General features: G+C 54.5%; 25 protein-coding genes. 9 read left to right on the top strand and 16 right to left on the bottom strand.

Annotated elements, in window-relative coordinates; translation table 11 throughout:
* Positions 1-24 precede the first annotated feature (24 nt).
* The 4 genes from KA369_04640 to KA369_04655 are packed head-to-tail and all read right to left on the bottom strand — an operon-like array spanning position 25 to position 3,322.
* Positions 25-531 (bottom strand): chemotaxis protein CheW, encoded by a 507-nt coding sequence (locus KA369_04640; protein MBP7735241.1) that lies wholly within the window; start codon positions 529-531, stop codon positions 25-27.
* Positions 532-540: 9 nt separating this feature from the next.
* Positions 541-915 (bottom strand): response regulator, encoded by a 375-nt coding sequence (locus KA369_04645; protein ID MBP7735242.1) that lies wholly within the window; start codon positions 913-915, stop codon positions 541-543.
* Positions 916-937: 22 nt separating this feature from the next.
* Positions 938-1,186, bottom strand: coding sequence for an STAS domain-containing protein (locus KA369_04650; protein ID MBP7735243.1), 249 nt, complete (start codon positions 1,184-1,186; stop codon positions 938-940).
* A gap of 9 nt (positions 1,187-1,195) precedes the next feature.
* Positions 1,196-3,322: a chemotaxis protein CheA gene (locus KA369_04655; protein MBP7735244.1), complete on the bottom strand. Its 2,127-nt coding sequence runs from the start codon at positions 3,320-3,322 to the stop codon at positions 1,196-1,198.
* A 431-nt stretch (positions 3,323-3,753) separates the two neighbouring features.
* On the opposite strand from KA369_04655, the gene KA369_04660 reads away from it, so the two are divergent.
* Positions 3,754-4,395, top strand: coding sequence for a lytic transglycosylase domain-containing protein (locus KA369_04660; protein ID MBP7735245.1), 642 nt, complete (start codon positions 3,754-3,756; stop codon positions 4,393-4,395).
* Positions 4,396-4,566: 171 nt separating this feature from the next.
* Positions 4,567-4,977: a hypothetical protein gene (locus KA369_04665; protein MBP7735246.1), complete on the top strand. Its 411-nt coding sequence runs from the start codon at positions 4,567-4,569 to the stop codon at positions 4,975-4,977.
* Here KA369_04665 and fliG read toward each other — a convergent pair.
* Positions 4,970-5,980 (bottom strand): flagellar motor switch protein FliG, encoded by a 1,011-nt coding sequence (fliG, locus tag KA369_04670; protein MBP7735247.1) that lies wholly within the window; start codon positions 5,978-5,980, stop codon positions 4,970-4,972. The genes KA369_04665 and fliG overlap by 8 nt on opposite strands.
* On the bottom strand, positions 5,980-6,909 hold the full coding sequence (locus KA369_04675; protein ID MBP7735248.1) for an RnfABCDGE type electron transport complex subunit B: 930 nt from the start codon (positions 6,907-6,909) through the stop codon (positions 5,980-5,982). The genes fliG and KA369_04675 overlap by 1 nt, the downstream gene beginning before the upstream one ends.
* Positions 6,910-7,098: 189 nt before the next feature.
* Between KA369_04675 and KA369_04680 the strand changes: the two genes are divergently transcribed.
* On the top strand, positions 7,099-7,755 hold the full coding sequence (locus tag KA369_04680; protein ID MBP7735249.1) for a hypothetical protein: 657 nt from the start codon (positions 7,099-7,101) through the stop codon (positions 7,753-7,755).
* A gap of 267 nt (positions 7,756-8,022) precedes the next feature.
* Here the strand turns inward: KA369_04680 and KA369_04685 are convergent, their stop codons facing one another.
* Both KA369_04685 and KA369_04690 read right to left on the bottom strand, forming a co-directional pair.
* The gene (locus KA369_04685; GenBank protein MBP7735250.1) at positions 8,023-8,952 is read right to left on the bottom strand and encodes a radical SAM protein; all 930 of its coding nucleotides are present in this window, start codon (positions 8,950-8,952) and stop codon (positions 8,023-8,025) included.
* A gap of 16 nt (positions 8,953-8,968) precedes the next feature.
* Entirely contained in the window at positions 8,969-10,672 is a 1,704-nt protein-coding gene (locus tag KA369_04690; protein MBP7735251.1) for a hypothetical protein, read from the bottom strand.
* A gap of 1,254 nt (positions 10,673-11,926) precedes the next feature.
* Here KA369_04690 and KA369_04695 point away from each other — a divergent pair.
* The 3 genes from KA369_04695 to KA369_04705 are packed head-to-tail and all read left to right on the top strand — an operon-like array spanning position 11,927 to position 14,263.
* Entirely contained in the window at positions 11,927-13,126 is a 1,200-nt protein-coding gene (locus KA369_04695; GenBank protein ID MBP7735252.1) for a homocysteine biosynthesis protein, read from the top strand.
* Positions 13,113-13,841 (top strand): UPF0280 family protein, encoded by a 729-nt coding sequence (locus KA369_04700; protein MBP7735253.1) that lies wholly within the window; start codon positions 13,113-13,115, stop codon positions 13,839-13,841. The genes KA369_04695 and KA369_04700 overlap by 14 nt, the downstream gene beginning before the upstream one ends.
* Before the next feature lie 2 nt (positions 13,842-13,843).
* Positions 13,844-14,263, top strand: a complete 420-nt coding sequence (locus KA369_04705; protein MBP7735254.1) for a 4Fe-4S binding protein — start codon at positions 13,844-13,846, stop codon at positions 14,261-14,263.
* Between the two features lie 36 nt (positions 14,264-14,299).
* Here the strand turns inward: KA369_04705 and KA369_04710 are convergent, their stop codons facing one another.
* The 4 genes from KA369_04710 to KA369_04725 all read right to left on the bottom strand — a co-directional run bounded on the left by KA369_04710 (position 14,300) and on the right by KA369_04725 (position 18,853).
* On the bottom strand, positions 14,300-15,430 hold the full coding sequence (locus tag KA369_04710; GenBank protein MBP7735255.1) for a hypothetical protein: 1,131 nt from the start codon (positions 15,428-15,430) through the stop codon (positions 14,300-14,302).
* Positions 15,431-16,624, bottom strand: coding sequence for an aminotransferase class I/II-fold pyridoxal phosphate-dependent enzyme (locus KA369_04715; GenBank protein MBP7735256.1), 1,194 nt, complete (start codon positions 16,622-16,624; stop codon positions 15,431-15,433).
* A 26-nt stretch (positions 16,625-16,650) separates the two neighbouring features.
* A complete protein-coding gene (locus tag KA369_04720) occupies positions 16,651-16,902 on the bottom strand; it encodes an acyl carrier protein (GenBank protein MBP7735257.1) in 252 nt (83 codons plus the stop codon).
* 124 nt (positions 16,903-17,026) lie between these two features.
* Complete coding sequence (locus KA369_04725) at positions 17,027-18,853, bottom strand: fatty acyl-AMP ligase (GenBank protein ID MBP7735258.1); 1,827 nt, start codon at positions 18,851-18,853, stop codon at positions 17,027-17,029.
* 595 nt (positions 18,854-19,448) lie between these two features.
* On the opposite strand from KA369_04725, the gene KA369_04730 reads away from it, so the two are divergent.
* Positions 19,449-20,291, top strand: a complete 843-nt coding sequence (locus KA369_04730) for an SDR family oxidoreductase (protein ID MBP7735259.1) — start codon at positions 19,449-19,451, stop codon at positions 20,289-20,291.
* A gap of 55 nt (positions 20,292-20,346) precedes the next feature.
* On the opposite strand, the gene KA369_04735 is transcribed toward KA369_04730, so the two are convergent.
* Positions 20,347-21,222 (bottom strand): hypothetical protein, encoded by an 876-nt coding sequence (locus KA369_04735; protein ID MBP7735260.1) that lies wholly within the window; start codon positions 21,220-21,222, stop codon positions 20,347-20,349.
* A gap of 216 nt (positions 21,223-21,438) precedes the next feature.
* On the opposite strand from KA369_04735, the gene KA369_04740 reads away from it, so the two are divergent.
* Together KA369_04740 and folK are read left to right on the top strand one after the other, a co-directional pair.
* Entirely contained in the window at positions 21,439-22,251 is an 813-nt protein-coding gene (locus KA369_04740) for an ATP-binding protein (GenBank protein ID MBP7735261.1), read from the top strand.
* The gene (gene folK / locus KA369_04745; GenBank protein MBP7735262.1) at positions 22,252-22,704 is read left to right on the top strand and encodes a 2-amino-4-hydroxy-6-hydroxymethyldihydropteridine diphosphokinase; all 453 of its coding nucleotides are present in this window, start codon (positions 22,252-22,254) and stop codon (positions 22,702-22,704) included. It begins immediately after the preceding gene.
* A gap of 11 nt (positions 22,705-22,715) precedes the next feature.
* Here the strand turns inward: folK and KA369_04750 are convergent, their stop codons facing one another.
* From KA369_04750 to umuD, 3 genes are all read right to left on the bottom strand, one after another.
* Positions 22,716-23,987, bottom strand: a complete 1,272-nt coding sequence (locus KA369_04750) for a Y-family DNA polymerase (protein MBP7735263.1) — start codon at positions 23,985-23,987, stop codon at positions 22,716-22,718.
* Positions 23,984-24,451 (bottom strand): hypothetical protein, encoded by a 468-nt coding sequence (locus tag KA369_04755; GenBank protein MBP7735264.1) that lies wholly within the window; start codon positions 24,449-24,451, stop codon positions 23,984-23,986. The genes KA369_04750 and KA369_04755 overlap by 4 nt, the downstream gene beginning before the upstream one ends.
* A gap of 103 nt (positions 24,452-24,554) precedes the next feature.
* Entirely contained in the window at positions 24,555-25,019 is a 465-nt protein-coding gene (gene umuD / locus KA369_04760) for a translesion error-prone DNA polymerase V autoproteolytic subunit (protein ID MBP7735265.1), read from the bottom strand.
* Positions 25,020-25,030: the final 11 nt, after the last annotated feature.

Here is a 25,030-nt window from a genome sequence, read left to right on the forward strand (position 1 = left end):
ATTTCCATGTTTTATCAATACAATCTATTCCTCGTCGTGATCTTCATTTATTATCTCGAATTCAGCCGACGTCAGTATCTTGTCGACATCGAGAATTATCACCAGGGTGTCGTCCCTCTGGCCGATTCCCTGCATGTATTCGGTATTGATCTTCGCGCTGAAGGACGGCGTTTCCTGGATGCTTTTCACCGGGATGCTCAGCACGTCGGAGACGGAATCGACGATCATGCCCACCAGGCGGTCCTTGACCTCCACGATGATGATGACGGTAAAATTGTTATACTCGGCCTGCTCCATGTCGAACTTCAGCCGAAGGTCAATAACCGGAACGACGGCCCCGCGAAGGTCGATGACACCCTTCATGAACGGCAGGGTGTTGGGCATGGAGGTTATCCTCGTCATGCCGATGATCTCCTGCACCTTCATGACAGGGACACCGTATATTTCATTCTTTATGAAAAAGGTCACATACTGCTCGTCATCGCCGGCATGTCCCAGATCTCGCACTTCAACTTGTTCTGTTGTATTCATTTCCGTCTCCTACCTGATAAATCTCTGGACAACCCCCAGCAGTTCGGCCGGCTGGAACGGCTTTACGATCCACCCGGAAGCGCCCGCGTCCTTACCTTCCTGTATTTTATGCTCCTCCGACTCCGTCGTGAGGACGATCAGGGGAGTGAACTTGTCATCCTTCCTGAAATTCTTGATGAAGGTTATGCCGTCCATCTGCGGCATGTTGACGTCGACAATTCCCATGGCGATGGTCTCTCCCTTGTCCGTCATTGCCTTGATTTTCTTGAGAGCGTCCATGCCGTTTTCCGCCTGCTCCACGGGCAGACCGACCGCCTTCAGCGCGAACTCGACGCTCACGCGGATGGTGGGTGAATCATCAATAACCATAATATACTTGCCCATCGAATCCTCCAGTAAATAGTATCTATACTTTTATCCCGCAGATCTGCATCTGGTGTTTGACAAAACGCGGAACCGATTTCAGCTTTATCGTCTTTCCCGCGTTTTTCGCGGCGCGTCCCACTGCCATGATGAGCTGGACCACCGAAAGGTCGACCCGCTCCACTTGGGAGAAATCTATCACGACCTCTTCGCTTGTCTTGAACTCATCAAGAACGGCCGCGTGCAATTCCTTGATTTTCTTAATTCCCACATCAGGCTCAAGCTTGATCATATGACGCTCCTATTTCTCCGTATTGATGTCTTCTATGTCCTCCACGAGACCGTGGATATCGACGATCAGGGCCACCTTGCCGTCTCCCAGGATCGCGGCGCCGGATATGGAACGGCTCCGGGTGATGTAATTATCGAGGCTCTTGATGACTATCTGCTGCTGCCCCAGGAGGTCGTCCACCAGGAGACCGATGCGGGTATTCCCGGACTCGACGACGATGACCAGGCCTTCCCACGGGTTCTTGTGGTGCGCGTCAATCCCGAACAGGTCATAGAGGCGCGCCAGCGACACGAACTCGCCGCGGAACGATATCATCTCGCCCTTCCCCTCGACCGTCTTGACGTCTTCCTTTTTCGGCTGCATCGATTCGACGATGGAAAGCAGCGGGATGATGTAGATGTTCCGCCCGATGCTGACCAGCATGCCGTCTATGATCGCCAGGGTGAGGGGCAGCTTGATGCGGATGGTCGTCCCCTTTCCCTCCTCGGATTTCATCTCGACGGTGCCGCGCAGCTCCTCTATGTTGGTCTTGACGACGTCCATGCCGACGCCCCGTCCCGACAGGTCGTCCACGCGCTCCGCGGTGGAAAATCCCGGATGGAACAGGTAGGAGAGGAGCTTTTCCTTGGCGGCCTCCTCATCTTCCTTCAATAATCCCTTTTCAACCGCCTTGCTCCGGACCCTGGCGAGGTTCACGCCCCTTCCGTCATCGACGATCTCGATGAAGACGTTTCCCTCCTGGTGGTAAGCCCTGAGGGTCACCATGCCGGCGGCCCCCTTGCCCGTCGCGGTGCGCTCATCCGGCAGCTCGATGCCGTGATCGATGGCGTTGCGTATCATATGCTTCAGTGGATCGCTCATCTTTTCTATGACGGTCTTGTCCAGCTCGGTGTCGCCGCCCTCGATGACCAGCTTGATGTCCTTGCCGCGGTCATGGGCGCTGTCGCGCACGAAGCGGCGGAACTGTTCAAAGGAGGGGCCTATGGGAATCATGCGGATCGACATGATCTGCTCCTGGAACTCCCGCGTGATCCGGTCGAGGCCGTAGAGGGCGTTTTTGAGCTGGAACCCGGTGTCCTTATCGTCGTCTATCTCGTCGGCGATCCTGTTGAGGGCCGACTGTCCGATGACGATCTCGCCGAGAAGGTTGAGGATATTATCGAGCCTGTTCGTGTCGACCCGCACAGTGTTCAGCTCGATCTTCTTCTTGAGCTTCTCCTGCTCTTCAAGGGCGTCCTTCACGTCCTTTTCCGAGGCGAGGCCTTTCTTCACTATGATATCGCCCACTTTCGTCTTGTGCGAGTCATGATACCGGAGCACCTCGTCAAGCTCAGCCTCGTTGATGATCCCCTTCTCCAGCAGTATCTCGCCGATACGTTTCTCCTGGGGAAGCTCGCCTCCCCTCTTGGAGAAGTTGTATGTCACGTCCTCGACGACAATGGCATTGCGGTCCTTCACGAACATGAACACGTCATTGATCTTCTCGACCGGCTCGAGGGTCTTGATGATAAGGTCCCATGACAGGTAGCATCGCTCCGGATTCATGGCATCAAGGTCCGGCAGCACCTCACGGTTCACGTTCTTGGTGAGAAGGGTTCCCACGGTGAGCAGGTCCTCGATGATCATGAGGGGATCGATACCGGTCTCGAACACGTCTTCCTGGAACTGCGCCTTGATCCTGAAATAGTTATAGACACCGGTCTTTTTCTTAGCAGCCTCGGCCGCCTCCTCGTCGCCGCCTTCCTCGGCCTGCACCTCTCCCGCGAACTCGGCTATGCGCTTTTGAAGCTCGCCCATGGCGACCTTCGACTCTTCGGTTTCCGCCTTTTCGGTGAACAGCTCGTCCCGAATCCAGTCGATGCTGTCAAGGATGAGATCGATCAGGTTGTTATCGACGGCCACCTCGCCCGAACGGACCTTGTCGAGGAGGTTTTCCAGCTTGTGGGAAAAGTTATAGATCGAAGTCAGGCCGACTATTCCCGAGCTCCCCTTCAGTGTATGGAAGGAGCGGAAAATCCGGTTTATGATCTCCTGGTCGCCGTCATTTTCCTCCAGCTGGACGAGATCCGATTCGAGCTTTTCGATGATCTCCTTCGCCTCGCTGATGAACACTTCTTTGATTGCTGATTCGGTCATTATCGTGCTCCAGATGTTATTTTACTGGTCAAATCTCCGGATATAGTTTATTACCTTATGAATGTACCCATGGGGCCCTGTATTGTCAATTGGCGAACACCCAAATATCCTGTAGGAAAAAATCCTATATTTTTGTAGGAATCGCGTTCACCAGGCTTCCGGACCGATCCAGGCACCCTCATCCCCCCGGCCCCCTCTTTCAGACCTCACCCGTGCTCCGCACACTCTCTCCTTGCCAAGGAGAGGGTGTCTGTATTAAAGCATGCATCCAAGCTTCACTCTGCATTTCATGGCGAGGGGCCGAGGGGAGCATGTACAGGAGAACCCGGTGGGGTGATTAAGGTATTTAATGATAGACAAATATCCCTTATTCGACTAATTGTTCATCAATATGCGCGTAACAGACATTCGCCGGAAGACCCTTACAGACTATGATCATAACTCCTCGAAAGATTGTTCCATATATTCTCATACTTACCCTGATGCCTGCCATGTTTCCCTGCGGCGCCGGGGCAAGGATTTACAAACGGATCAATCAAGACGGATCGATCGATTTCTATAACAGGAATGAACGGAACGGCGGTACATCGCATAAGGTGAACCGCAGCATATCGAGCAAGTTCGACGGTCTCATCGAGAACCTTTCAGAAAGGCACGGCGTGGACCCGCGGCTGATCAAGTGCATCATACGGGTGGAATCGGACTTCAACCCGGACGCAGTGTCCTCCGCCGGGGCCATGGGCCTCATGCAGCTCATGCAGGAGACGGCCGAGTACTATGCCCTGAGGAACCCCTTCGATCCGGAAAAGAACGTGGACGCCGGCATACGGCATTTCAAGTCGCTGATGGGCTATTTCAGGAACGACATTCCCCTGGCCCTGGGGGCCTATCACGCCGGCATCGGAAGGGTGCGGAAGCGGATGGCCCTCCCCCCCATCCAGGCCACCATCGATTACGTCAACGCCATCATGTCGCTCTACACCGGAGAGAATAAGAATTATTCGGAGCACGCGGTCCGGAGGCTCTACAAGAGGGTCGAAAGCGACGGAACCATCGTCATCTACAGCAAGTAGGCCGCGGGGCGGCCGCGCCGACAGGGGCGGGGCAGCAATCATTGATTTTTATGTTTACATTTATTTGACATACTTTTGATTTATGCCTATTATATAAGCACCATTGTGTTTGGGCATACAGGCAGGTATCAATCGGGTTGATGAACTAAAAACAGTTATATAGTGTGCAATATGCCATATAACATCAGCTACAACGAAGAACATAAAATCATTGAAAGCGTATTCACCGGAAAGGTCAACATTGAAGACCTGATAGATCTGATGAAGTCCGAAACAAATCTATCGCTGCAATACGATTGTTTTCTATCGTTGATAGATTTCACGAGAGCCAAGATCGACATCGATACGATGACGATATACAACATACCCAACTTGATCGAGCAGATCGCGCGTCCCCTCGGTGAAAACAAGCACAAAACCAAATGGGCCATGCTGGCCAATAAAACCGACGTCAACCTGGCATTCATCGAAATAGTGACCCAGCATAGGGGCCTGAAGCTGCAATTATTCGATTCCACCGAAATAGCAAAGCTCTGGCTCTTCGGGAAGACAAACCGCACTGCTCCGGGAGAAATCACTTAACGAAGGTATTGCCACCGCGGAGATTGATCATGCCGTTGTCGTCCAGCGACCGCATGACCGATTCGATCTTCTTGCGGCAGTCCTCCACCTCGGCGAGCCTGACAACGCCCATGATGTTCATGTCGTTGAGTATGTCGGTGGCGCGGTTCTGACTCATGTTGCGTATAAACTTGAACCGTATCTCGTCGCCGGCCCCCTTGAGGGACTTTGCTATGAGGGCGTCGTCGTTGATGGCGTCGATGAGAATGCGGATCTCCTGGTTGGTGAGGTTCACCACGTTCTCAAAGGTGAAGATCTTCTCGGTGATCTGCTGGGAGACGTTGGGCATCGCGATCTCAAGGTCTTCCATGATCTTCCGCTCCTCCTCGCCCGGCATGTGCTGGAGTATCTCGATGAGGGTATCCAGCCCCCCCGCCGAGAGGCCCTGGTTCTTTTTCTGGTATTCCTGGTATTTCTTCTTGATGGTCTTCACGATGCCGGCCACCGCCTCCGGCATGACCTTGTCCATGCGGGCCATGCGCAGGGCCACCTCCTTGGCCTTGGAGCGGTCGATGGCGGTCATGATGGCGGCCGACTTCTCCGGCGCCAGGAACGACATGGCCACCGCGATCGTCTGGGGGTGTTCGTCCTTGAGGAAGGTGATCAGCGCCTGGTCGTCTATCTCGTTCAGGTTCGCGAACTCCTTGTCAACGTCGATGTTGGTGAACTTCGTGAGGATCTGGTCGGCCTTGGCGTCGCCGAAGGTCTTGGTGAGGATCTCCCGCGCCGTGCCCTCGCCGCCCCGGAGGCGCCGCTTTTCCCTGCGGAGGTCTATAAGGAACTGGCCGATCAGCTCTTCGCGCTCCTGGGGGCCCAGCCGGTCGATCTTCGCCACTTCCGTGGTGATCTTCTCGATGCTGGCCTCGTCGAGATGCTTCATGATCTCCGCCGCCACCCTGGGGCCCAGGGCGACCATGAGGGCGGCGGCGCGCTCAACGCCGTTCATATCAAACACTTCTTTCATTACGACGCCTCAACCTTGCTCTTTTCACCAAATTTCTTTACGCCTTTTCCCGATGATTCAAGGCGCTTCTTTGACTTCTCGAGAGGATGAATGACCGGCACCGGGCATACGTACACGCAACGGTAGCACTGGATGCAGAGGTCATAGTCGATGCGCGCCAGGAAATTGTCCACCCTGATGGCCGGCACGACGGCCGCGGGGTCAAGGCCGGGGTTCTTCTCCGCGATGGCCTCCCGGCACGCCTTTTCGCAGAGCTTGCAGGCGATGCAGCCGACGTCGCAGCCCTTCTTCATGACCGGGGTCCGCTCCTCGTTCATGCACATCACGCGGATGTCGTTCCCCTTCGGCGCAAGGCTGATGATATGGCGGGGACAGGCCTTCACGCAGAGGCCGCAGCCGGTGCACCGGTCTGACCTGACCACGGGAAGGCCGTTATCGTCCATGTACATGGCGTCGAAGCGGCAGGAGCGCACGCAGTCGCCGAAGCCGAGGCAGCCGTAGGAGCATATCTTGAACCCGCCCATGACGCCGTTTGCGGCGGTGCAGTCCCTGGGACCGCCGTAGGTGAACCGCGGCCGTGTCTCCGCGATGCCGCCGCGGCAGTGGACACGCGCCGTCACCGCGGTCCTGGCGCCCCCGTACCGGACGCCCATGATCTCGGCTATCCTGGCCGCCGTTTCATCTCCCCCGACCGGGCAGAGATCGATGGCGAACTTCTCCTCCACGATGCGGGTGGCGTAGGCCGAGCACCCCGGCATGCCGCAGGCAGCGCAGTTGGCGCCCGGCAGGGCATCCGTGACCTTCTCAATGCGAGGGTCCCTGGAGACCCGGAGCTTCACCATGGCGATGGACAGGAAGAGGCCGAACGCCGCGGCGAGGGCCGTAACGACGGCGATGGATTGGGGGGATGGTACTATGGTATCAATCATTGTTTTTTCTGGAAACGGGCCGAAACTATCTGGATAAGAGTAATTTATGCTTGAAAAAAATCAATTCTTTATTTTCTCATGAATTAGCGTCCGGCGCGGCAGAGCCCGGCCGCCGTAAAACCTTCAAGCTTATGCCGCTCTTCTCCGATTTATAAGAGTGTAGCCTTAACTGAACGGGGTTCCCGGGGAATGCTGAGAACTAACATCGATACCACCTACCAGACCGAGATCATTACGGCCCTCAAGAACCGGAGCGACCTGGTCTTCGTGTCGTATTCGGGGCTGGAGGACACCGAGGACAAGATCAAGTTCGCCCTGGCCAAGATCCTCGAGCGCTTCCGCAAGGAAGAGCTGTTCACGCCGATCATATCGTGCCTGAAGGAGCTTATCGCGAACGCCACCAAGGCCAACGCGAAAACTATTCTCAGCAACGAGGGAAAGATCAAGCGGGACGACGACCCGGCCAACGTGGTCAAGCAGATCCGGGGAATCCTTAACGACGAGGCCCTCCTGGAGTACGGGCTCAAGGCCAAGAAGTACAAGCTCTCGACGCGGACCTACCTGAAGGTCCACGGCAACAACCTCATCGTCGAGGTCATCAACAATGTGCCTCTTTCGGAAAAGGAACAGAAAAAGATAGGTGAGCGGATAGAGGTTTCGTCGAAATACGACAACATCGCGGAATTCTACATGGAAAACCCGGACCCCGAAGCCGAGGGGATGGGCCTGGGCCTTTCGATGGTCGTTATCCTGTTGAAGAACATCAACATATCTCACAAGAACTTCATCGTCACCACTGACGGCACCAGCAAGACCTACGCGACAATTCTCATCCCCTTAGCGTGACACTTCTTTAGTATGATTACTAATTACCAACTATTGCAGAGCATTATTGGCGAGATATGACAGTTTAGTGCGTTGTGGTATTATCGAACAAACTAACAATCACCTCAAAATCGAGCAAAACAGGATGTTTTGCGTGAAGCGAGGATGGTTCACGATGAACCTTCCGCAGCAAAACAACAGATACTATTTGCTCACAATCAAACAGAGCAATAAACAGTCATATCTCGCCTATGACTCAACTATTTACTGATTTATCCGGGAACAACTCTAAACAATCCTGTAAAACTCACCCCGCTCAAGCATATCGGAAGTAATCATCTCCTTCTCCTTCATGGACGCCAGCACCTTCAGGAGCACCTCCCGGTCCGACCCCAGGGCGACCATGAGATCGTCAAGGGTCGAGGGCCGTCTTCGCAAAATTGATATGATCGATTTCATCAGGTCGGTGACATGCTTGTCCTCGTAGACACGCTCGGCCGGCCTGCCGATAATATCCACCGCCAGGGGAGCGAAGAAATTCCGCAGCGACTCAAGGGCATCCCTCCCGGCGGGAGCCACCCATGACTCCGTTCCGGGCCGGTCCAGGCTGTTGATCTGGACAGCGTCGGGCCTGATCTTCAGGGCCGCGTCCCTGAGCTTGGCGAGCTCCTCCGGCCCGTCGTTGACGCCGGGAATGATGAATATCTCCAGGTAGAGCCGGCCGCGGAACATCGCCCGGAACTCCACGAGGCCGCCGATGACCCTCTCCGGCGTGATACCGCCGGCGGGCCTTCCGATCCGGGCGAAGGCTTCGGGGCTCGCCGCGTCCAGGGAGGGTACCACGATGTCCGCCGGGGCGATGGACTCCCGCACGGCCGGGTCCCAGAGGAGAGTCCCGTTGGTGAGCACGGCGATCTTATAGCGGGGATAGCGCTCCCTGATGTGGCCGATGATCCTGCCGATGCCGGAATGGAGCGTGGGCTCCCCGGAGCCGGAGAAGGTGATCACGTCGAGGCGGGGTGCGCCGGCGAGGTATCCGTCCAGTTCGGCGATCACTTCGTCCGTCGGTACATACTCGGCCCGCGTTGACGTGACCGCAGTCGTGGCCCCGCACTCGCAGTAAACGCAGTCAAGGGAGCAGGTCTTGTAGGGCATCAGGTCGACGCCCAGTGATATCCCGAGGCGCCGCGAATTGACCGGGCCAAAGAGGTACTTCATGACTTCGGCCCCGGCGTCACTGGCGCTTCATGAGCCTGGTTTTCACATTGAGGGATATGAAACCATCAACTTTTTCCCCCGTGACATAGAGGTCTGTCATTTTGTTGATGACGGCGCTGAGGCCTTTGGCCCGGTAGGTGAAGAGCGTCAGCAGTGTGCCGAAATAACTTTCCTTTTTTATATGGGCGAGAAAAAAGACATTGGCTCCGAGCCTGCTGATAACATCGTCCTTCACGCTCCTGTCGCCAATCTCCTTGCCCGCCAGGACCGTGGCCATGAGCTCCCGGTCGTTGCCGAGGTAAAGGCCCCGCCTGTCGCAGGCAACGTAATTCCTGTTGTTCTTCGCGTCAACATACCAGAAGGACTTAACGCCCCCTATCGGGGCAGTGCCGTAGCGCTCGGTGTTCTTAAACTTACCGGCGAGGTAGGCCGACGACTTTTCCCACGCCTTTTTACCCTGGGCGGGATCGTCGATGGGGAAGTAGAACACGTATCCGCCTCCGGCGCCCCTGGGCTGGCCGGCGAAGATATTGAGGACGCCGCTGTAGGAGGGAACGATATCCCTGTCAAAATCTATCCCCATCTCCTCCCTGATCTGCTCCTTGATGCTGCTGTAATAGGCGCATCCGGCCGTGGCGTTCTTGCACAGCTCCTCGATCTTGTTGAAATCCAGGGATATGAAGGCGAAAGTCGTGGCATTCTTCACGTAAAGGGACTTGCCCGAAGAGCCGGTCTTCATTATATCCAGGAACGTGTTCACCGGGGCGCTGGCGTTGTTGAAGCGCGCGGCCAGATCGATATCGATCTCCGTCGGCTTTACCGATCCGCCGATAAAAGCGTAATCGACGGCGTTGAAGGGCGACGGCCCGACGGAAAGCTTCTCCAGCTCCGACCTGACCGACGGCTGGTTCTGGGCCACATCCGCCACGTAGCGGACGTTTGTCATCACAGCGTCATTGAAGGCGCTGTCAGCGGGACCTTTCTTTTCATCCTTGCTGGGAGGAGGTTCGGTATTCTTCTTCTCTTCCTTCTTCATGATATCCTTGAGAAAATCCCTGGTCGCAAAAGCCCGGAGGTCATAGTTCTTTTTCGTCTTTGCAATGTAATCGGCATACATCGGGTCCAGGGCGAGATAGCCGGCATTGTTCACCTTCGTGTCGATCACGCTCCGGAGGAGATCCCCGGCGGAGGCGATGATGAAGACGCCGTCGAAGGCGGCGGTGAAAACGTCGCGGCGGATCTGGTACATGGTATGACCGTTATACTCGGTTATGGCCGGATATATGTCGGCGTTGTTATTGGCCGAAATCCTTTTAAGGACTTCGACGAACTTCAGGGGAAAGGTCCTGTCATCCATGACGGGGATGAAGAGAAGGATGCGCTCCTCGCCGCGGCTGCCCTTCGGGTAGATGGCCAGGCTCGCGGTACGGTTGACGTCTATGCCGGCGTTCTTCAGGGACTCGATATCCATCGGGTCGAAGCCCAGGCGGTTCTTTATATCATTCTTTTTCTTGTTGAATTTTTCGGCATGCTCCGGGGAGAGCAGGTTGTCCACGACGAACTTCAGGGAAACCACGGCGTTCTTGACGCGGGACGTTTTAACGAAGAGCATCACCCTGGAAGGAGTGAACGATTCAACGGCATCGACGCGGTCCTGGGGATACAGGTCGGATATAACGGCAAGAAAGAGCACGAGAATAAGCGGCAATAACTTTTTCATAACAATCTCCGGATCAATATGACTATTGGCGAAGGCGGGGCGCCAAAGCCGGGCCTTTCGTGTCTGTGACTATATAGCCGATTATTGGGCCGGTGGCAAGTAAAAAAGGAATGTTTGCGAGGGGGAAGGCCTCCCCGGCCTCCCCCCTTCGCGCTCCCCTCTCCGGGTCGCTCAATCGCCTATCAGTATCCGCCCTTCGGGCGGATATTTTGAGGGCCTGGTTGTTGCAAGTATAAGTAAATTCTCAGGCCGAGTAATCCATGACGCGAGTGTTTTTGGTCAAGAGGAAACATCTACATATTATTATTGACAGTTCATTCGCTTCTTACTATTTATATAAAAATCCCAGCACAAACAAGGAGCGTTTTATGAAAATGGTTCGTCATGGCATCACCCTATCTTTTCTTTTCTTATAGTTTCATGCGATAAGCCTAAAGAAAAAACCGTACTCCCCCCAATTACAAATACTATTCAAAACACCAATGTTTCCGTTAAAGTAACTAAAAGCGCAGTTCAGTCTATCACATCTGGCGTTTATACCGCCCTTACCTTTGACACAGAAACCTTTGACACGGACAATATGCACGACAACACCAATCCATCAAGGCTAACAGTAAATACGGCCGGTTTATACATTATATAGGGAACGGTTGCCTTTACAGACAACTCTGGTTATGTGGAATGTTTTGTGCGGTTTAATGGAAGTACTGCTATAGTGTCTAATTCTGTTAATGAGCTCAGCAGTGCCGGTGCTACATTTATAGAAATTTCTACACTATACAACTTCAACCAGAGTGACTATATTGAGTTGCTGGTTGGTCAAGCATCCGGTAGTTCAAAATTTGTATATCAGACAGAGACGATATTTTCCATGGCACGATTAAGTGGTACTAATTGATCGAACCTATCCCCCCTTTTCCCTGAGAGGCAGGGGGGGATTGTGGTATTTGCGGGGTTTTTCATTCAATTCCCGATAGTTATCGGCTCACCTACCGATAACAATCGGGCCATCTACCGATAACTATCGCCCATCCACCGATAACTATCGCCCATCCACCGATAACTATCGGGCCATCTACCGATAACTATCGCCCATCTACCGATAACTATCGCCCATCCACCGATAACTATCGGCCAAAACAATCCTAAAAAGAATTACTCTGACCCCATACTCTTATCCCGGAAAAAAACAGTTGAACAAATATGGCCAAATATATATGTAGCCAGACAGACACCCATAAATCGGAGCGCACCATGAGCGGCGTAGAAATCAAAAAAAGCTATGAAGAGATAAACAAGAAAATAAAAGAAGGCAAGGCCGTTGTCGTCACGGCCGACGAAATGCCCGATATCGTGGCTAAAGAGGGCGTTGACGGCGCCTTCAAAAAGGTCGACGTGGTCACCACCGGGACCTTCGGCGCCATGTGCTCCTCAGGCGCGTTCCTGAATTTCGGCCACACGAAGCCGCGCATGAAAATGTCGAAGGTATGGCTCAACAACGTCGAGGCCTATGGCGGAATCGCCGCCGTGGACTGCTTCATCGGCGCAACCCAGGTGCAGGAGAACGATCCCCTCAACATGGTCCACCCCGGCAGGTTCACCTACGGCGGCGGCCATGTCATCGAGGACCTGATCGCCCATAAGCGCATCAAGCTCAAGGCGGCAGGGTACGGCACCGACTGCTATCCCCTGAGAGAGCACGAAGCGACGATAACCATCGACGACCTCAGGGACGCCATCATGTTCAACCCGCGCAACGCCTATCAGAACTACAACTGCGCGGTGAACCTTTCGCAGAAAACCATCTATACATACATGGGCATACTGAAGCCCGACATGGCCAACGCGAGCTACTCCAGCGCCGGCCAGCTCTCCCCTCTGCTGAACGACCCCTACTACTGGACCATCGGCACCGGCACGAGGATATTCCTCTGCGGCGCGGCCGGCTCCGTGGTGTGGCATGGCACACAGCACGCGCCGGATTGCAAGCGGGGCGACAACGGCATCCCCTGCGAGGGAAGCGGCACCCTGGCCGTAATGGGGAACATGAAGGAGATGGACCCGCGCTTCGTCCGGGGCGCCTCCTTCACCGGGTACGGATGCTCCATCATGATCGGCATCGGCATCCCCATCCCCATCATCAACAGGGACATGGCCTACTTCACCGGCCAGTCCGACAGGGACCTCCGCTGCCAGGTTGTCGACTACGGCAACGACTACTCAGCCGGCATCGGCCGCTCCCTGGGAGAGGTCACCTACGCCGAGCTCAAAACGGGCCGCATAGATTTCATGGGCAAGACCATCGACGCCTCGCCGCTGTCAAGCTACCCCATGGCGCGGAAGATAGCCCTGGAGCTGAAAGATTGGATCATGAAGGGATTCACCATCGGCGTGCCCCAGACGCCCCTCCTCACCGTGCCGTGCAAAAAGGACAGGGACGATGAAGCGCGCTGAACGGACATACCGCAATTTCACCGACACGGCCAGGTGGAAAAGCTGCCGAGTGAAGGTAGAAACATCGGACCTCTATATCAGGGCGGCCATTGACCTCTCTGCCCGCGCCGAAGAGGCGGTCCGCCGCGCTAGGTGCGAGATCATGGCCCATATCGACCGCCAAAACGAGTTCCTCACATCATTCACGCCTCTAGAGCGTCTCAAGGGCTGTCCTCCCATCGTTTCGCTGATGTACGACGCCTCGGAGCGCGCCGACGTGGGACCGATGGCGGCCGTGGCAGGTGCCGTGGCGGAAATCGTCGGCAGGGCACTTATGGACTATTCCGAAGAAATTATCATAGAGAACGGCGGGGATATCTGGATGCGCCTCGCGGAGCCCGCCGCGGTAAGCATCTATCCGGGAGGGCACTACTTTGACGCGGTTGCGCTGAAGATACACCCGCATCGGACGCCCTGCGGTATCTGCACCTCCTCCGCGCGGATAGGCCTTTCCTTCAGCTTCGGCAAGGCCGACGCTGCCACGGTGATCGCCGGCGACACCGCCCTGGCCGACGCCATAGCCACTGAGGTGTGCAACAGGGTGCAAAGCGAGGATACGATGGAAGACGCGGCGGATTATGCCATGAGCCGCGGCGCCGACGGCGTTGTCATTATTTATCGCGACCGTCTTGCTGCCAGGGGCGACGTTGAATTGACCGATCCAAAGGGAGAATAACAATGAATTCAAAAAACGTGCTTCTCATATTCAATAAAAAAATCATGTACAAGCCGCTGATATACAGGCTTGCGAAGGATTTCGACGTGGTCTTCAACGTGCTGGAAGCGAAAATATTACCCAAGCTTGAGGGCCGCCTTATCCTGGAGCTCCGCGGCACCGAGGAATCGATCAACGGCAGCATCGAGTACCTCTCCCGGGAGGGGGTGGCGGTGGAGACCCTCGTCAAAAGGATCGTGCGTGACGACGACCGCTGCATCAACTGCGGGGCCTGCACCTCCGTGTGCAGAGTCGACGCCCTCTCGATAGACCGGACGACCATGGAGGTGGTCTTCGATCCAGACAAGTGCGTCGCCTGCGGGCTCTGCAAGATAGCCTGCCCCGTGGGGGCCATGTCGGGGGCGAGCATAGACCTGGATTAACCCGGGGTTTAAACCCCGGGTTACCGTGAGAGCGGATCATATCTTCTTATTATAAAACCGGTAGGTCTTGTAAATCCTCGCGCCCATGTGGTCCAGGGCGTTGCGCATGGCGTGGTTGTTTTCCACTATGAGGGACATGTCGGCCATGGTGTATCCCATCTTTTTCGCCCGCTCGAAGGTCTCCACGTAGAAATAGGCATCGAGGCCTCTCATGCGGAACTTCGGCCGCACGCCCATGACGATCGTTTTCAGCCTGTATATCTTCTTCATGGCGAGGAGGATCTTTATAAGCCCGAAGGGGAAGAGCCTTCCATTGGCCTTCTGCAGGGCGGGATTGGCGTCCGGTATCGACAGGATGAAGCCGGCAATCTCGCCGTGGTACTCCGCCATGAGGACAAGCTCCTGCTTCACGATCGTCTTCAGCTCCTGGGCGAACTTGTCCCACTGCTTCTCCGTGAGGGGATAATGGCCCCAGTTCTCGCTCCAGGCCTCGTTGAACACGGTGAGGATCTTCATCTTCTCCTCGTCGAACCTCTTCAGATTGACATCCCGTATGACCAGGCCGTCCTTTCCCTCCGCGTTGTCGCGTTTCACCTTCTCCCACATCTTGTAAAAGAGCTTCGGGAACCGCTCTTCGACGGTCTGCCTGTAGGCGTACCAGTCGACCTTTTTCTCGAACCCGTAATCCATAAAAAGGTCAGGGTAATAGGGAGGATTGTAGGCCAGCTCCACCGGCGGGATATTTTCATAATCGTCCATCAAGATACCCGGCGCGTCATAGAGCGTGAAGTTGTAAGGGCCCTGCATGTCCGTCATCCCTTTCTCTTTGAGCCACATCCCGGCTGCTTCGAAAAGGCCCCGCGAAACGCCGGTATCGTTGATCGACTCAAAGAAGCCGATGCATCCCCGCTTCTCCTTAAAATACTCGTTATGGCGATGATCAATATGGGCAATGACGCGGCCTACAATCGCACCATCGCGGTACGCCAGGAACGGCTGAATCTCGCCGACCTCATGGTATGAGCCTGCTTGAATGAACTTCACCTGCTCCCCGATGAGGGGCGGCACCCAGTATGGATTGCCACGGTAAAAATTCCAGGCGCAGGTGACGAAATTTTTAATGTAGGCCTTGTTATTTTCGATAGGCACAACCTGGATATTGCTCATTTAAATAATCCCCAGCTTCTTCCCAACCTTCTTGAATACCTCGAAGCTCCGGTCAAGGTCCTCCCTGGTATGAGTGGCCATAACGCCGAGGCGTATGCGCGATTCAGCAGGCGGCACCGCCGGGTGCACAATGGGCGAAGCGTACACGCCCTCGTCGAAGATCATCTTGTTGAAGGTCATGGTCTTTTCCACGTTGCGGATGAGGAGCGGCACCACCGCCGTCCGGGAGGGACCGGTGTCGAAGCCGAGATCTTTCAGCCCCTTGAGAAAGTACGAGATATTGTCACACAGGCGCTGGCGCCACTGGGGCTCTTCATCCAGGAGCTCAAAGGCCCGGTATACCCCCGCCGCGGTCATCGGCGGCAGGGAGGCGGAGAATATGTACGCCGAGGAATTATGGCGCAGGTGATCAATGAAATCGGACGGTCCCGCGACAAAGCCGCCTACCGCGCCGGCGAACTTGGAGAAGGTCCCGGCGATCACGTCCGGCGCCTGGGGCAGGCCGAACTGGTCCGGGAGACCGTAGCCCCTCTTCCCCAGCACCCCGAGGCTGTGGGCCTCGTCGATGAGAAGAAGCGCGCCGTGCTCGTTTTTCAGGCGCTCCAGCTCCTTCAGGTCGGCCCAGTCGCCGTCCATGCTGTAGACCGAATCGACGATGATGAGCATTCGCTGGTACTTGGTTTTGACACGCTCAAGCAGCGAGGCAAGGTCTTCCGTGTCGTTGTGGAGCCACATCCGCTTATCGCTCCCGGAGAGCGTCACCCCGTCGACGATGCTCCGGTGCACCAGGCTGTCCAGGAGGGCAACGTCTCCCTTGCCGATGGTGGCCTGAATGGACGCCAGCAGCGCCTGGTACCCGCTGGGCAGGAGCACGCAGGCTTCACGCTCGTAGAGCCGCGCGACCTTCTCCTGGAGCCGGTAATGGATATCCGTGGTACCGCAGGCCAGGGGAGACCCGCCGATGCCGAGGCCGTACTTTTCCGCGGCCCTGATGACCGCCTTCAGCACCTCGGGATGCGTGGAAAACCCGAGGTAGTTGTTGGAGATGAAGTTGATCCGCTCCTTGCCGCTTACCGTGATGCGGTTGGCGCAGGCCGATGTCACCTCGAGGCTGTAGGTGTATATGTTCTCCTTGCGCAGCATCGACAGGAGCGCCGCCTGCTGCTTCATGGCATCACTGACTAACTGACTCATCGATTGATCCTCATTCAAATAAATTATTAAACCAGCTTGTTCTCGAGATATTTTATTACTTCAAGGACTGTCTGGAGCTCCATTACCTCGTCCAGGTCCGGATCGAAATCATACATCTCCGTGATCCTCGAAATGGCCTCCATGCTTTTCAGGCTGTCGAACCCCAGGTCCTCCCTGAAGCGGTCGCCGTCCTTGATCTCGTCGGGCTTCTTTCCCGACAGCTTGGCGATAATTGCAAGAAAATCCTTCCGGATCTGTTCGGCTGAAATCGTTCCCATTCCTTTCTCCTTTATTATGAGGAAAATACGCGCGCACTCCCGCCACGGCTCCATGCACGACGGCACAGTGTGATATATGTCGCAATATTTTCAATGACTATTTTACATCGCGAGGCCGATGACCCTATTGCGTGAGGCGCCGCCTGAACAGGTGGAAGTGGCTCATCAGGAAGGTCTTCGCCAGGACCAGGAGATTCTTGCTTTTATTCGGGATCAGCTCTCCTTCCAGGTATATCTTCTTGCACAGAAAGCGCTGCGTCTTGCCGCTGGTGGTCTTCGGGATGCTCTCCCTGGGAACCAGCCTGATGTCGTCCGGCGCGATGCCCAGCTTGGCGAGGATCTCGCTATGAACTTCCTGCCTGAGCCGCTCCAGCTCTTTTTTATCCTTTACCGTGGTTTCGCACACCAGCACCAGGTCCTCGGTGCCCTGCTCCTCGTTATGGACATCAAAGGCGGCGCAGCATCCCTTGCGAATCCCCTTGACCGTGGAGGCAATCCTCTCGATATCGTAGGGATAGATATTCTTGCCGCGCTTGATGATCATTTCCTTTTTGCGGCCCGATATGAAGAGCATGCCGTCGAGGACAAATCCCATATCGCCGGAATGAAGCCATCCGTCCCTGACGGCCTCCTTCGTGGCCTTCGGATTCTTGTAAAAGCCGCTCATGAGGCTGGGGCTTTTCACGCAGATCTCACCCACCTCGCGCTCGTGCAGAATCTTGCCATGGTCGTCGACGATCCTGATCTCCTGCCCCACCAGGGGATACCCGACCGACACCAGGTCGATATACTCCTGGGAATTCTGGCTGTTGGAATCAACGGCGCGGTCATCCTCCTCGAGCTTGCTTCTCATGAAGCGGCGCGCCACGGTGGTTCTGTCCAGAGACGGAAAGGTCGCCGCGAGGCTGTCTTCCGCCATGCCATACACTGGTAGAAAGATATCCTCCCGGAGGCCGCAGGGCTTGAATTTTTCCAGGAACTTGTTCAGGGTGACCCGGTCCACCGGCTCGGCGCCGTTCAGGGCAAGGCGCCACGAACCGAGATCCAGCTTATGCACGTCCTTGTCTTCTATTCGCGTTACGCAGTAGTGGTATCCGAAATTGGGCGCCACGCCCATGGTGACGCGATACTTCGAGATATTCTCAAGCCACCATATGGGCCTGAAGATGAAGGCTTCGGGCGCCATCAGCACCAGGGGAATGTTCCAGTACATGGTCGATAAAAAGCCCCCGATGAGACCCATGTCATGGTACATGGGGAGCCAGCTGATGCCCACGTCGTTGTCGGTCATGGCGCTGGCCACGCCGATGCCGTGGATGTTATGGAGCAGGTTCCGGTGGGACAGCATCACCCCCTTGGGCTTTCCCGTCGTCCCCGATGTATACTGGATCAGGGCCAGGTCGTTCGGTTTCACAACGGGGAATTTTTTGTACTCTTCCTTCGAGACCGGGTTGGCGAAAATCTCATCATCGAAGAGAAACCCGTTCACCAGGTTCGATATGTTCATGAGACTGCCGGCTATGAGCTTGATCTTGTCATAGGTGATGAAGTACCGCGCCTCGCAGTCGTGGATGATATGGGTCAGGTTGTCGAGATACTTGCCGATATTGCTGGTGCCCGCCGGCTGGCTGACCGGAACCGGCACGCCGCCGGCTATGATAATGCCGAAATACACGTAGGCGAAATTGCGGCCCGTGGGAAGCATGATGACGACTTTGTCGTTCTGCTTAAGCCCCCTGGCCATGAGATACTGCGCGACGGATCCCGCTTTTTCAAGGACCTCCGAAGCTGAGACCCTGGTCTCCTTGTTCTTCAAATCCATGAAGATGAGGAATTCAGGATTCAATCCCGCCCTCCTCTCAAGGGCCTCAACAAGGGTCTGATATTTCAGTGAATACGTGGAATCGTTTTTCAAGTGTGCGATTTTTGCTGCTCCCGCTATTGCGTTCATTTTTATATCCTTAATAGTATTTTTTTATTTACCGCATAAATCTTCAGCCTGACCTATACAAAGGCCATTAATAAGCCCGATCATTAGTATTATTGTTACGTGGCGCTGCCGCTGGAACGGCACTTGTGAAATTTTTATCTAAATAATGTAGTGATAAAATTTTTTCATGATATATGTTTTGGTAATACTCTTGTTATTGTTCATATTTTCTTTTTGTTTTTTAAGAAAGATACTATCCACCACGTTTCAAAAAAAATCATTCTTAAAGCATTGAATATAATAATAAGCAAGATACGTGCCAAATTAATTTTTTATTTACCTCGTTTTTCAGCAAATTATGCATGATTTAATGGCATTAAATATATTTTTGATTAATTTCCGATGATCAGGACCAAATAAATCCACACTCCGTATCATATATGCAACCAAACATCCCCAGAGGGCTTTTTATTCAATTTGCCCCTTTACCCTTTCACTTGTATGGATTTTTCAAGTCTTAACAAAGAAATTGAATATTCATTGACATGCACAGAGACGCCGTAGCATCTCTAATCTCCGAGCAAGAAGGCCCTTATGAATCATGGAGATTGACAACATGGCTGATGCAAAAAGATTTTTTTCAGGCAAAACGGCAATTATCACCGGCGGCTCCAAGGGAATCGGGAAAGCGGCTGCCATGGAATTCGTTTCCGGCGGCGGGAGCGTATGCATTGTCGCGCGGAACAAAAAAGATCTGCAAAGCGCCGCTGACGAAATAAGCAAAGCCCGCGCAAGTGATACCCAAACGGTCGCAACGATCGCCTGCGACACCACTGACATGAAAAAGCTCAAGCCCCTCATCGAGGGATACATCAAAAAAAACGGCATTCCCGATTACCTCATGAATTTCGTGGGATACGCGCAGCCCGGTTACGTCCAGGACTACACATTGGAAGACTTTAAAGGGAACATGGAAACCAATTACTACGGCCAGCTCGTTCCGATCCTTATCGTCCTTCCTCACTTTATGAAAAGAGGGTCCGGTTATATTGTCACCTGTTCATCGCTCCTCGGATACCTCGGCATGATCGGATACGCAACCTATTCGCCGTCAAAATTCGCCATCTGCGGCCTCACCGAATCCCTGCGCAGCGAGCTATCGCACCGTGGCATACGGTTCTCCATCCTGTATCCACCCGATACCGACACGCCGGGATTCGAAAACGAGAACAAGTTCAAGCCGGCGGAAGTGATGATCATGTCGGAAACGGGCGGTCTTCTCACCGCCACGCAGGTGGCGCAAAAGCTCATGCGGGGAATAATGAAGAACCAATTTTACATCCACCCGGGACAATCCAGGCTGCTCTGGTCGATCGCCCGTCATTTCCCGAACCTCGCACACTGGATCATGGACGGGGAGTTTAAAAAGGCGATGAAGAAGCTGAACAACAAAAAATGAGGGAAAATAAAAAACCCGGCTGCCGGCCGGGTTTTTCTCTGACAAACGCTGCTTATTACTTATAATCGTTAATTCGCTCGCTTTTCTTTTCGTCCTGTTCAACAAGCTCCTGCATATGCTTGTAGTGGGGGGATTCAATGCCGTATTTAAGCTCGACTGCCTGTAACATGCTCCTGTTCTTCTTGCTCTTGTATGTATTGATCTCATCCTCGGAGGCATGCCTGTATTTCTGGAGGACCTTCTCCATGTATCCGTAGCAGCTGGACATGTACTTGTACGCCCATATGTCCTTTGCGTTCTTGTCGGACAACGTTATATAGCGCTCCAAAAGGGCTATGCAGGGAAGAAAATTCTGAAGGTCATACTGTGTTGAGACATATACCTGAAACAACCTGGTCTGGAAATTGAGGAACCGCGGCTCCTGCCTGATTTCCTGGTGCTGCACCTGGTCGAGATAATTGATGGCCTTGGTCAGATACGTAACGGATTTCATCTTGGCCTCCGTCTTCTTTGACCAGATGAGGCGCTGCTCGGCGTTCTTCCTGTCGATCTCCTGCCAGTACCACCGCTCATTGAGATTCTTCTTCTCCTTATTGGTGGTCCGGATTTTTATCACCTCGTTTTCCATGTCTTCGAGAATATCGAGCCCCGTCGAGTACTCGTCGATTGCAAGCTTTAAAAGATTGTCGGAATATTCCTTGTTCAGCTTTTCAAGCTCCTGGATCGCCTTGATGTAAGGTTTAAAGTCCCTGATCCTCCACCCGGTCACTTCCACTTCGCTGAACTCATTGAGGGCGGATGAATCCTTTTTCTCTTCTTTTTTCTTTTCATCCGCCTGCTGAGCGGATATCCGGGACGATAACCCCACGGTGAATACAAGGGCCCCTATCAGTACAGCAATAATAATCTTTGACATATTTCCTGGTTTCATATATTAACCCCTTACAGCAAGATAAATCAGACCGTGAATGCACGCTGAATCGCCCGGTGCAATACCACACTACACTATCGGCTATATAATATGGAAAATTCATTCTTTTTTCAATAATAAATGCCTCCTTTGCCGTAAATCGGCCGGTATATGTCGCATAATTATTGTTGACATAATGGAATCCCTGATAAAACGTACATTTTCAAGCTTATCATCATGAAGACCGAGACCAAGACCATATCAGCCTCACAGTACTGCGATTTTTGCGATAAAACGGGCATAATCCACAATCCTCATTTTGAGTCGCTCGGAGAAAACGCCCTTGTCCCCTGCCCCAAATGCGTTATAAAAAAATGCCGGTGCCTGGGGGAGGACCCCTACTATATCTTCAACAACGGGAAGATCGAGGAATGTTTCTGCCGTGAAACCAGGATGAAAATCATGAAAATCAACATGATTTACAACCGCTCGGGTATTAACAAGAAGTATCAATGGAAACAGCTCAACCATTTCAAATCCGTCAACAAGCAGGCCGATGAGGCGAAAAACGCCGCCTATGACATCGTAAGACAGTTCCCCAACGTGCATAAGGGCCTGTACCTGTGGGGCAATGCCGGCACCGGCAAGACCATGCTGGCTTCGATCATCCTCACCGAGATCATCATCCGCCACGCAGTGGAGGGAAGGTTCATCAGCATATCCCGAAACTTCTTCAAGACCCTCCAGGAATCGTTCCACGAGGGATCGGAAACGTACGGGGAATCGGGCAGGATCGAGAAGGAGCTTGCCGACGTGGACATCCTGGTGATCGACGATTTCGGTATCCAGAAAGACACTGAATGGAAGCAGGAGACCCTCTACGACCTGGTGGACGCCAGGTATGAGGCTGAAAAGTTTACCATCTTCACGTCAAACACCAATCCGCACAAGGCCCTCAAGGACCTGTCCCAGGGGAGGATCCTCTCCCGCATTAAGGAGATGTGCCGCATCCTGGAAATCAGCGGCGAGGATTACAGGGAAAAGCTGTAAATGGCGATCGTCTACATCGGCCTCGGCTCAAACCTGGGCGACCGTGAAAAAAACCTGAAAGACGCAATCAACGCCCTTGTCTCACGTCCATCCATGAAACTCCTGAAACAGAGCTCTATCCTCCAAACGGAGCCCGTCGATTACCTGGACCAGCCTCTATTCCTTAACATGATCATTGTTGTAGAAACAGACCTTACTCCCCATGAACTTTTGAAAACAACCGGAACGATTGAGCTGGAAATGGGCCGTCAGAAGACGATCCCCAAGGGCCCCCGCACGATCGATCTGGACATTCTTCTCTACGACGATATCATTTTAAAAACCGCAGAACTCACCATCCCCCATCCGGAGATCAAGAACCGGCAATTCATCATGCGACACCTGGTCGAACTAGATCCGGTACTGGCGGACCCGGCAACGAAACAGCGCTATCGCGACATTGTGCGTGCGTGATCGCCTCGCCCCTACGCTCGCACCACCGGTAGCTCGTCCCAGTGGGTGGTGTAGCGCGGCGACAGGAACTCCCGCCGCATCTGCCACGGCTTGATGATCCCCTCAGCCGCGAAACGGAGGGTGTGGCGGCCCATGGCCCGGTTGATGCCGTCCACAACGCCCATGAGGCTTCTCGTGCGGTCCGTGTCGTGGAAACGGCTGAACAGGTCCAGCTGTGCGTCACCCTCCTGCATGATCTCGTAGAGCATGACCCCCGCCTTCTTGTACCGATACCCCCGCCGGTATATCCCCTCCAGGAGGCGTCCCGCCACCTGGATCAGGCGCGGCGTGTACGATGACGGCACCGGCAGCCGGCAGGAGATGCCGCTGGAATACTGGGGATCGTTCTCCTTGAACCTGTTGGTGGAGAGAAACACCGTCACCGAACCGGCGACGCTCCTCTGGGCCCGGAGCTTTTCCGCGGCGCGGCTCACGTAGGCGGCAACGGCCTCCCGGAGCTCCTCAAGGGACTCCACCGGCCTGCCGAAGGAACGGGAGCTCACGATCCCTTTCTTCGGAGCGGGGAGCTCTTCGAAGGGGATGCAGGGCACGCCCCGCAGCTCCCAGGCGGTGCGGAGGCCCACGACGGTCATGTTCCGGCGGACCCATTTGTCCGGCGCGTCGCGAAGCTGGCGGGCGGTGCGGATACCGTTGCGATAGAGGAGCTGGCGGTACTGGTGTCCCACGCCCCATACATCCCCCACGTCCGTGGCCTCCAGCACCGCGTCACGACGCGCGTGGTCGATGAGGGCGCAGACGCCCCGACAGCCCGGGTCCCTCTTGCCTATCCTGCTGGCGAGCTTCGCCAATGTCTTCGTGGGGGCAATGCCGATGCTTACCGGAATTCCGGTCCACTGCTTCACGGTGTCCCGCATCATCCTCCCGTATTCCACGGGATCGCCGCCCGCGCCAGGCACGGACAGAAAAGCCTCGTCGATAGAATAGACTTCCATATCAGGGGAAAACCGCGCCAGGCACTCCATGACCCGCCGCGACATGTCGCCGTAAAGCGTATAGTTCGAGGAAAAGACGGCCACCCGGCCTCCCCTGATCAGATCCCTCACCTTGAAGAAGGGGGCGCCGAAAGGGAGGCCCATTTCCTTCACCTCGTTGGACAGGGCGACCACGTTGCCGTCATTGTTGGAAAGCACCACCACGGGCCTCTTCCAGAGGCCGGGCCTGAAGACGCGCTCGCAGGAAACATAGAAGTTGTTGCAATCGACCAGACAGCAGAGGTCCTTCATGGGTTCCGCCTATTGCTGATGGCGTTTCGGGGGAGGAGTTTGCCGATGTTGTAGGGATAGCCCCATATTAATTTCCAGCATACTGCGTCATTGAGTATTTCTTTGATGAGGACGTAATCTTTGTACTGATAGTTATCGGTATCTTTATTTTCCATTATCTCCTTCAAATATTTTCTTACCGCATATGCGAGGATTAATGAAACCGACATCTTCAGAAGCCTCCTGAGATCCAGCAAATACTCATAATCATCCATTCGCAGTTGCACGTGAACGGTGCGCCACGCAGCGGGACTGCTCCTCTCCTGGTAACGGACCATCCTGCCGAACCGCACCGAATTGGAAGCATCATCCATAATTCTTTTGATAAGCACCACGATCATGGCGGAGCGTGAAATGCGGCGCGACCGCGCGGCCCAGTTGATTTTTTCCAGAATGTCAGAATGAATATTGAGTGTAGTTTCCATGTATAACCCCCCGCCCTTTACCGGATATCATAAAAAGATATACGAACGGAGATCATTATAATGAAAAATTTTCCAACCGGCACAGGCTTTGGGCCAGCCCATGTCATCGGAAGCTGCGTATCACATGCACGACGACGCCCCATACCTCGAAATCCATCTCGCCCGTCACCTCCAGGGATGGATAATTCTGATTCTCCGAAAGAAGCCAGACGCGGCCGTCCTCGCGGACGAACCGTTTCACCGTCAGTTCGCCGTTCAGCGCCGCGATGACGATATTCCGGTCCCGGACCGATTCAGCCCGGTCCACCACCAGGACATCGCCTGAATTGATCCCCGCACCGGTCATGGAATCGCCGGAAACGCGCACGAAAAAGGTGGCGGCCGGATGCCGTACCAGGAACTCATTCAGGTCCAGTCCCTTGTCCACGTAGTCATCTGCCGGGGAAGGAAAACCTGCCGGGATCCTGGCAACGAACAGGGGAAACCGGGCCGGGACGCATCCCCCGGCACGCCGGATGGATTCGATAGAGCCGTCCCAGGCCAGCCGGATCTCTTTAAGGGCCTCCATGGACGCCTCCG

Source organism: Spirochaetota bacterium (assembly GCA_017999915.1).
GTDB lineage: Bacteria > Spirochaetota > UBA4802 > UBA4802 > UBA5550 > RBG-16-49-21.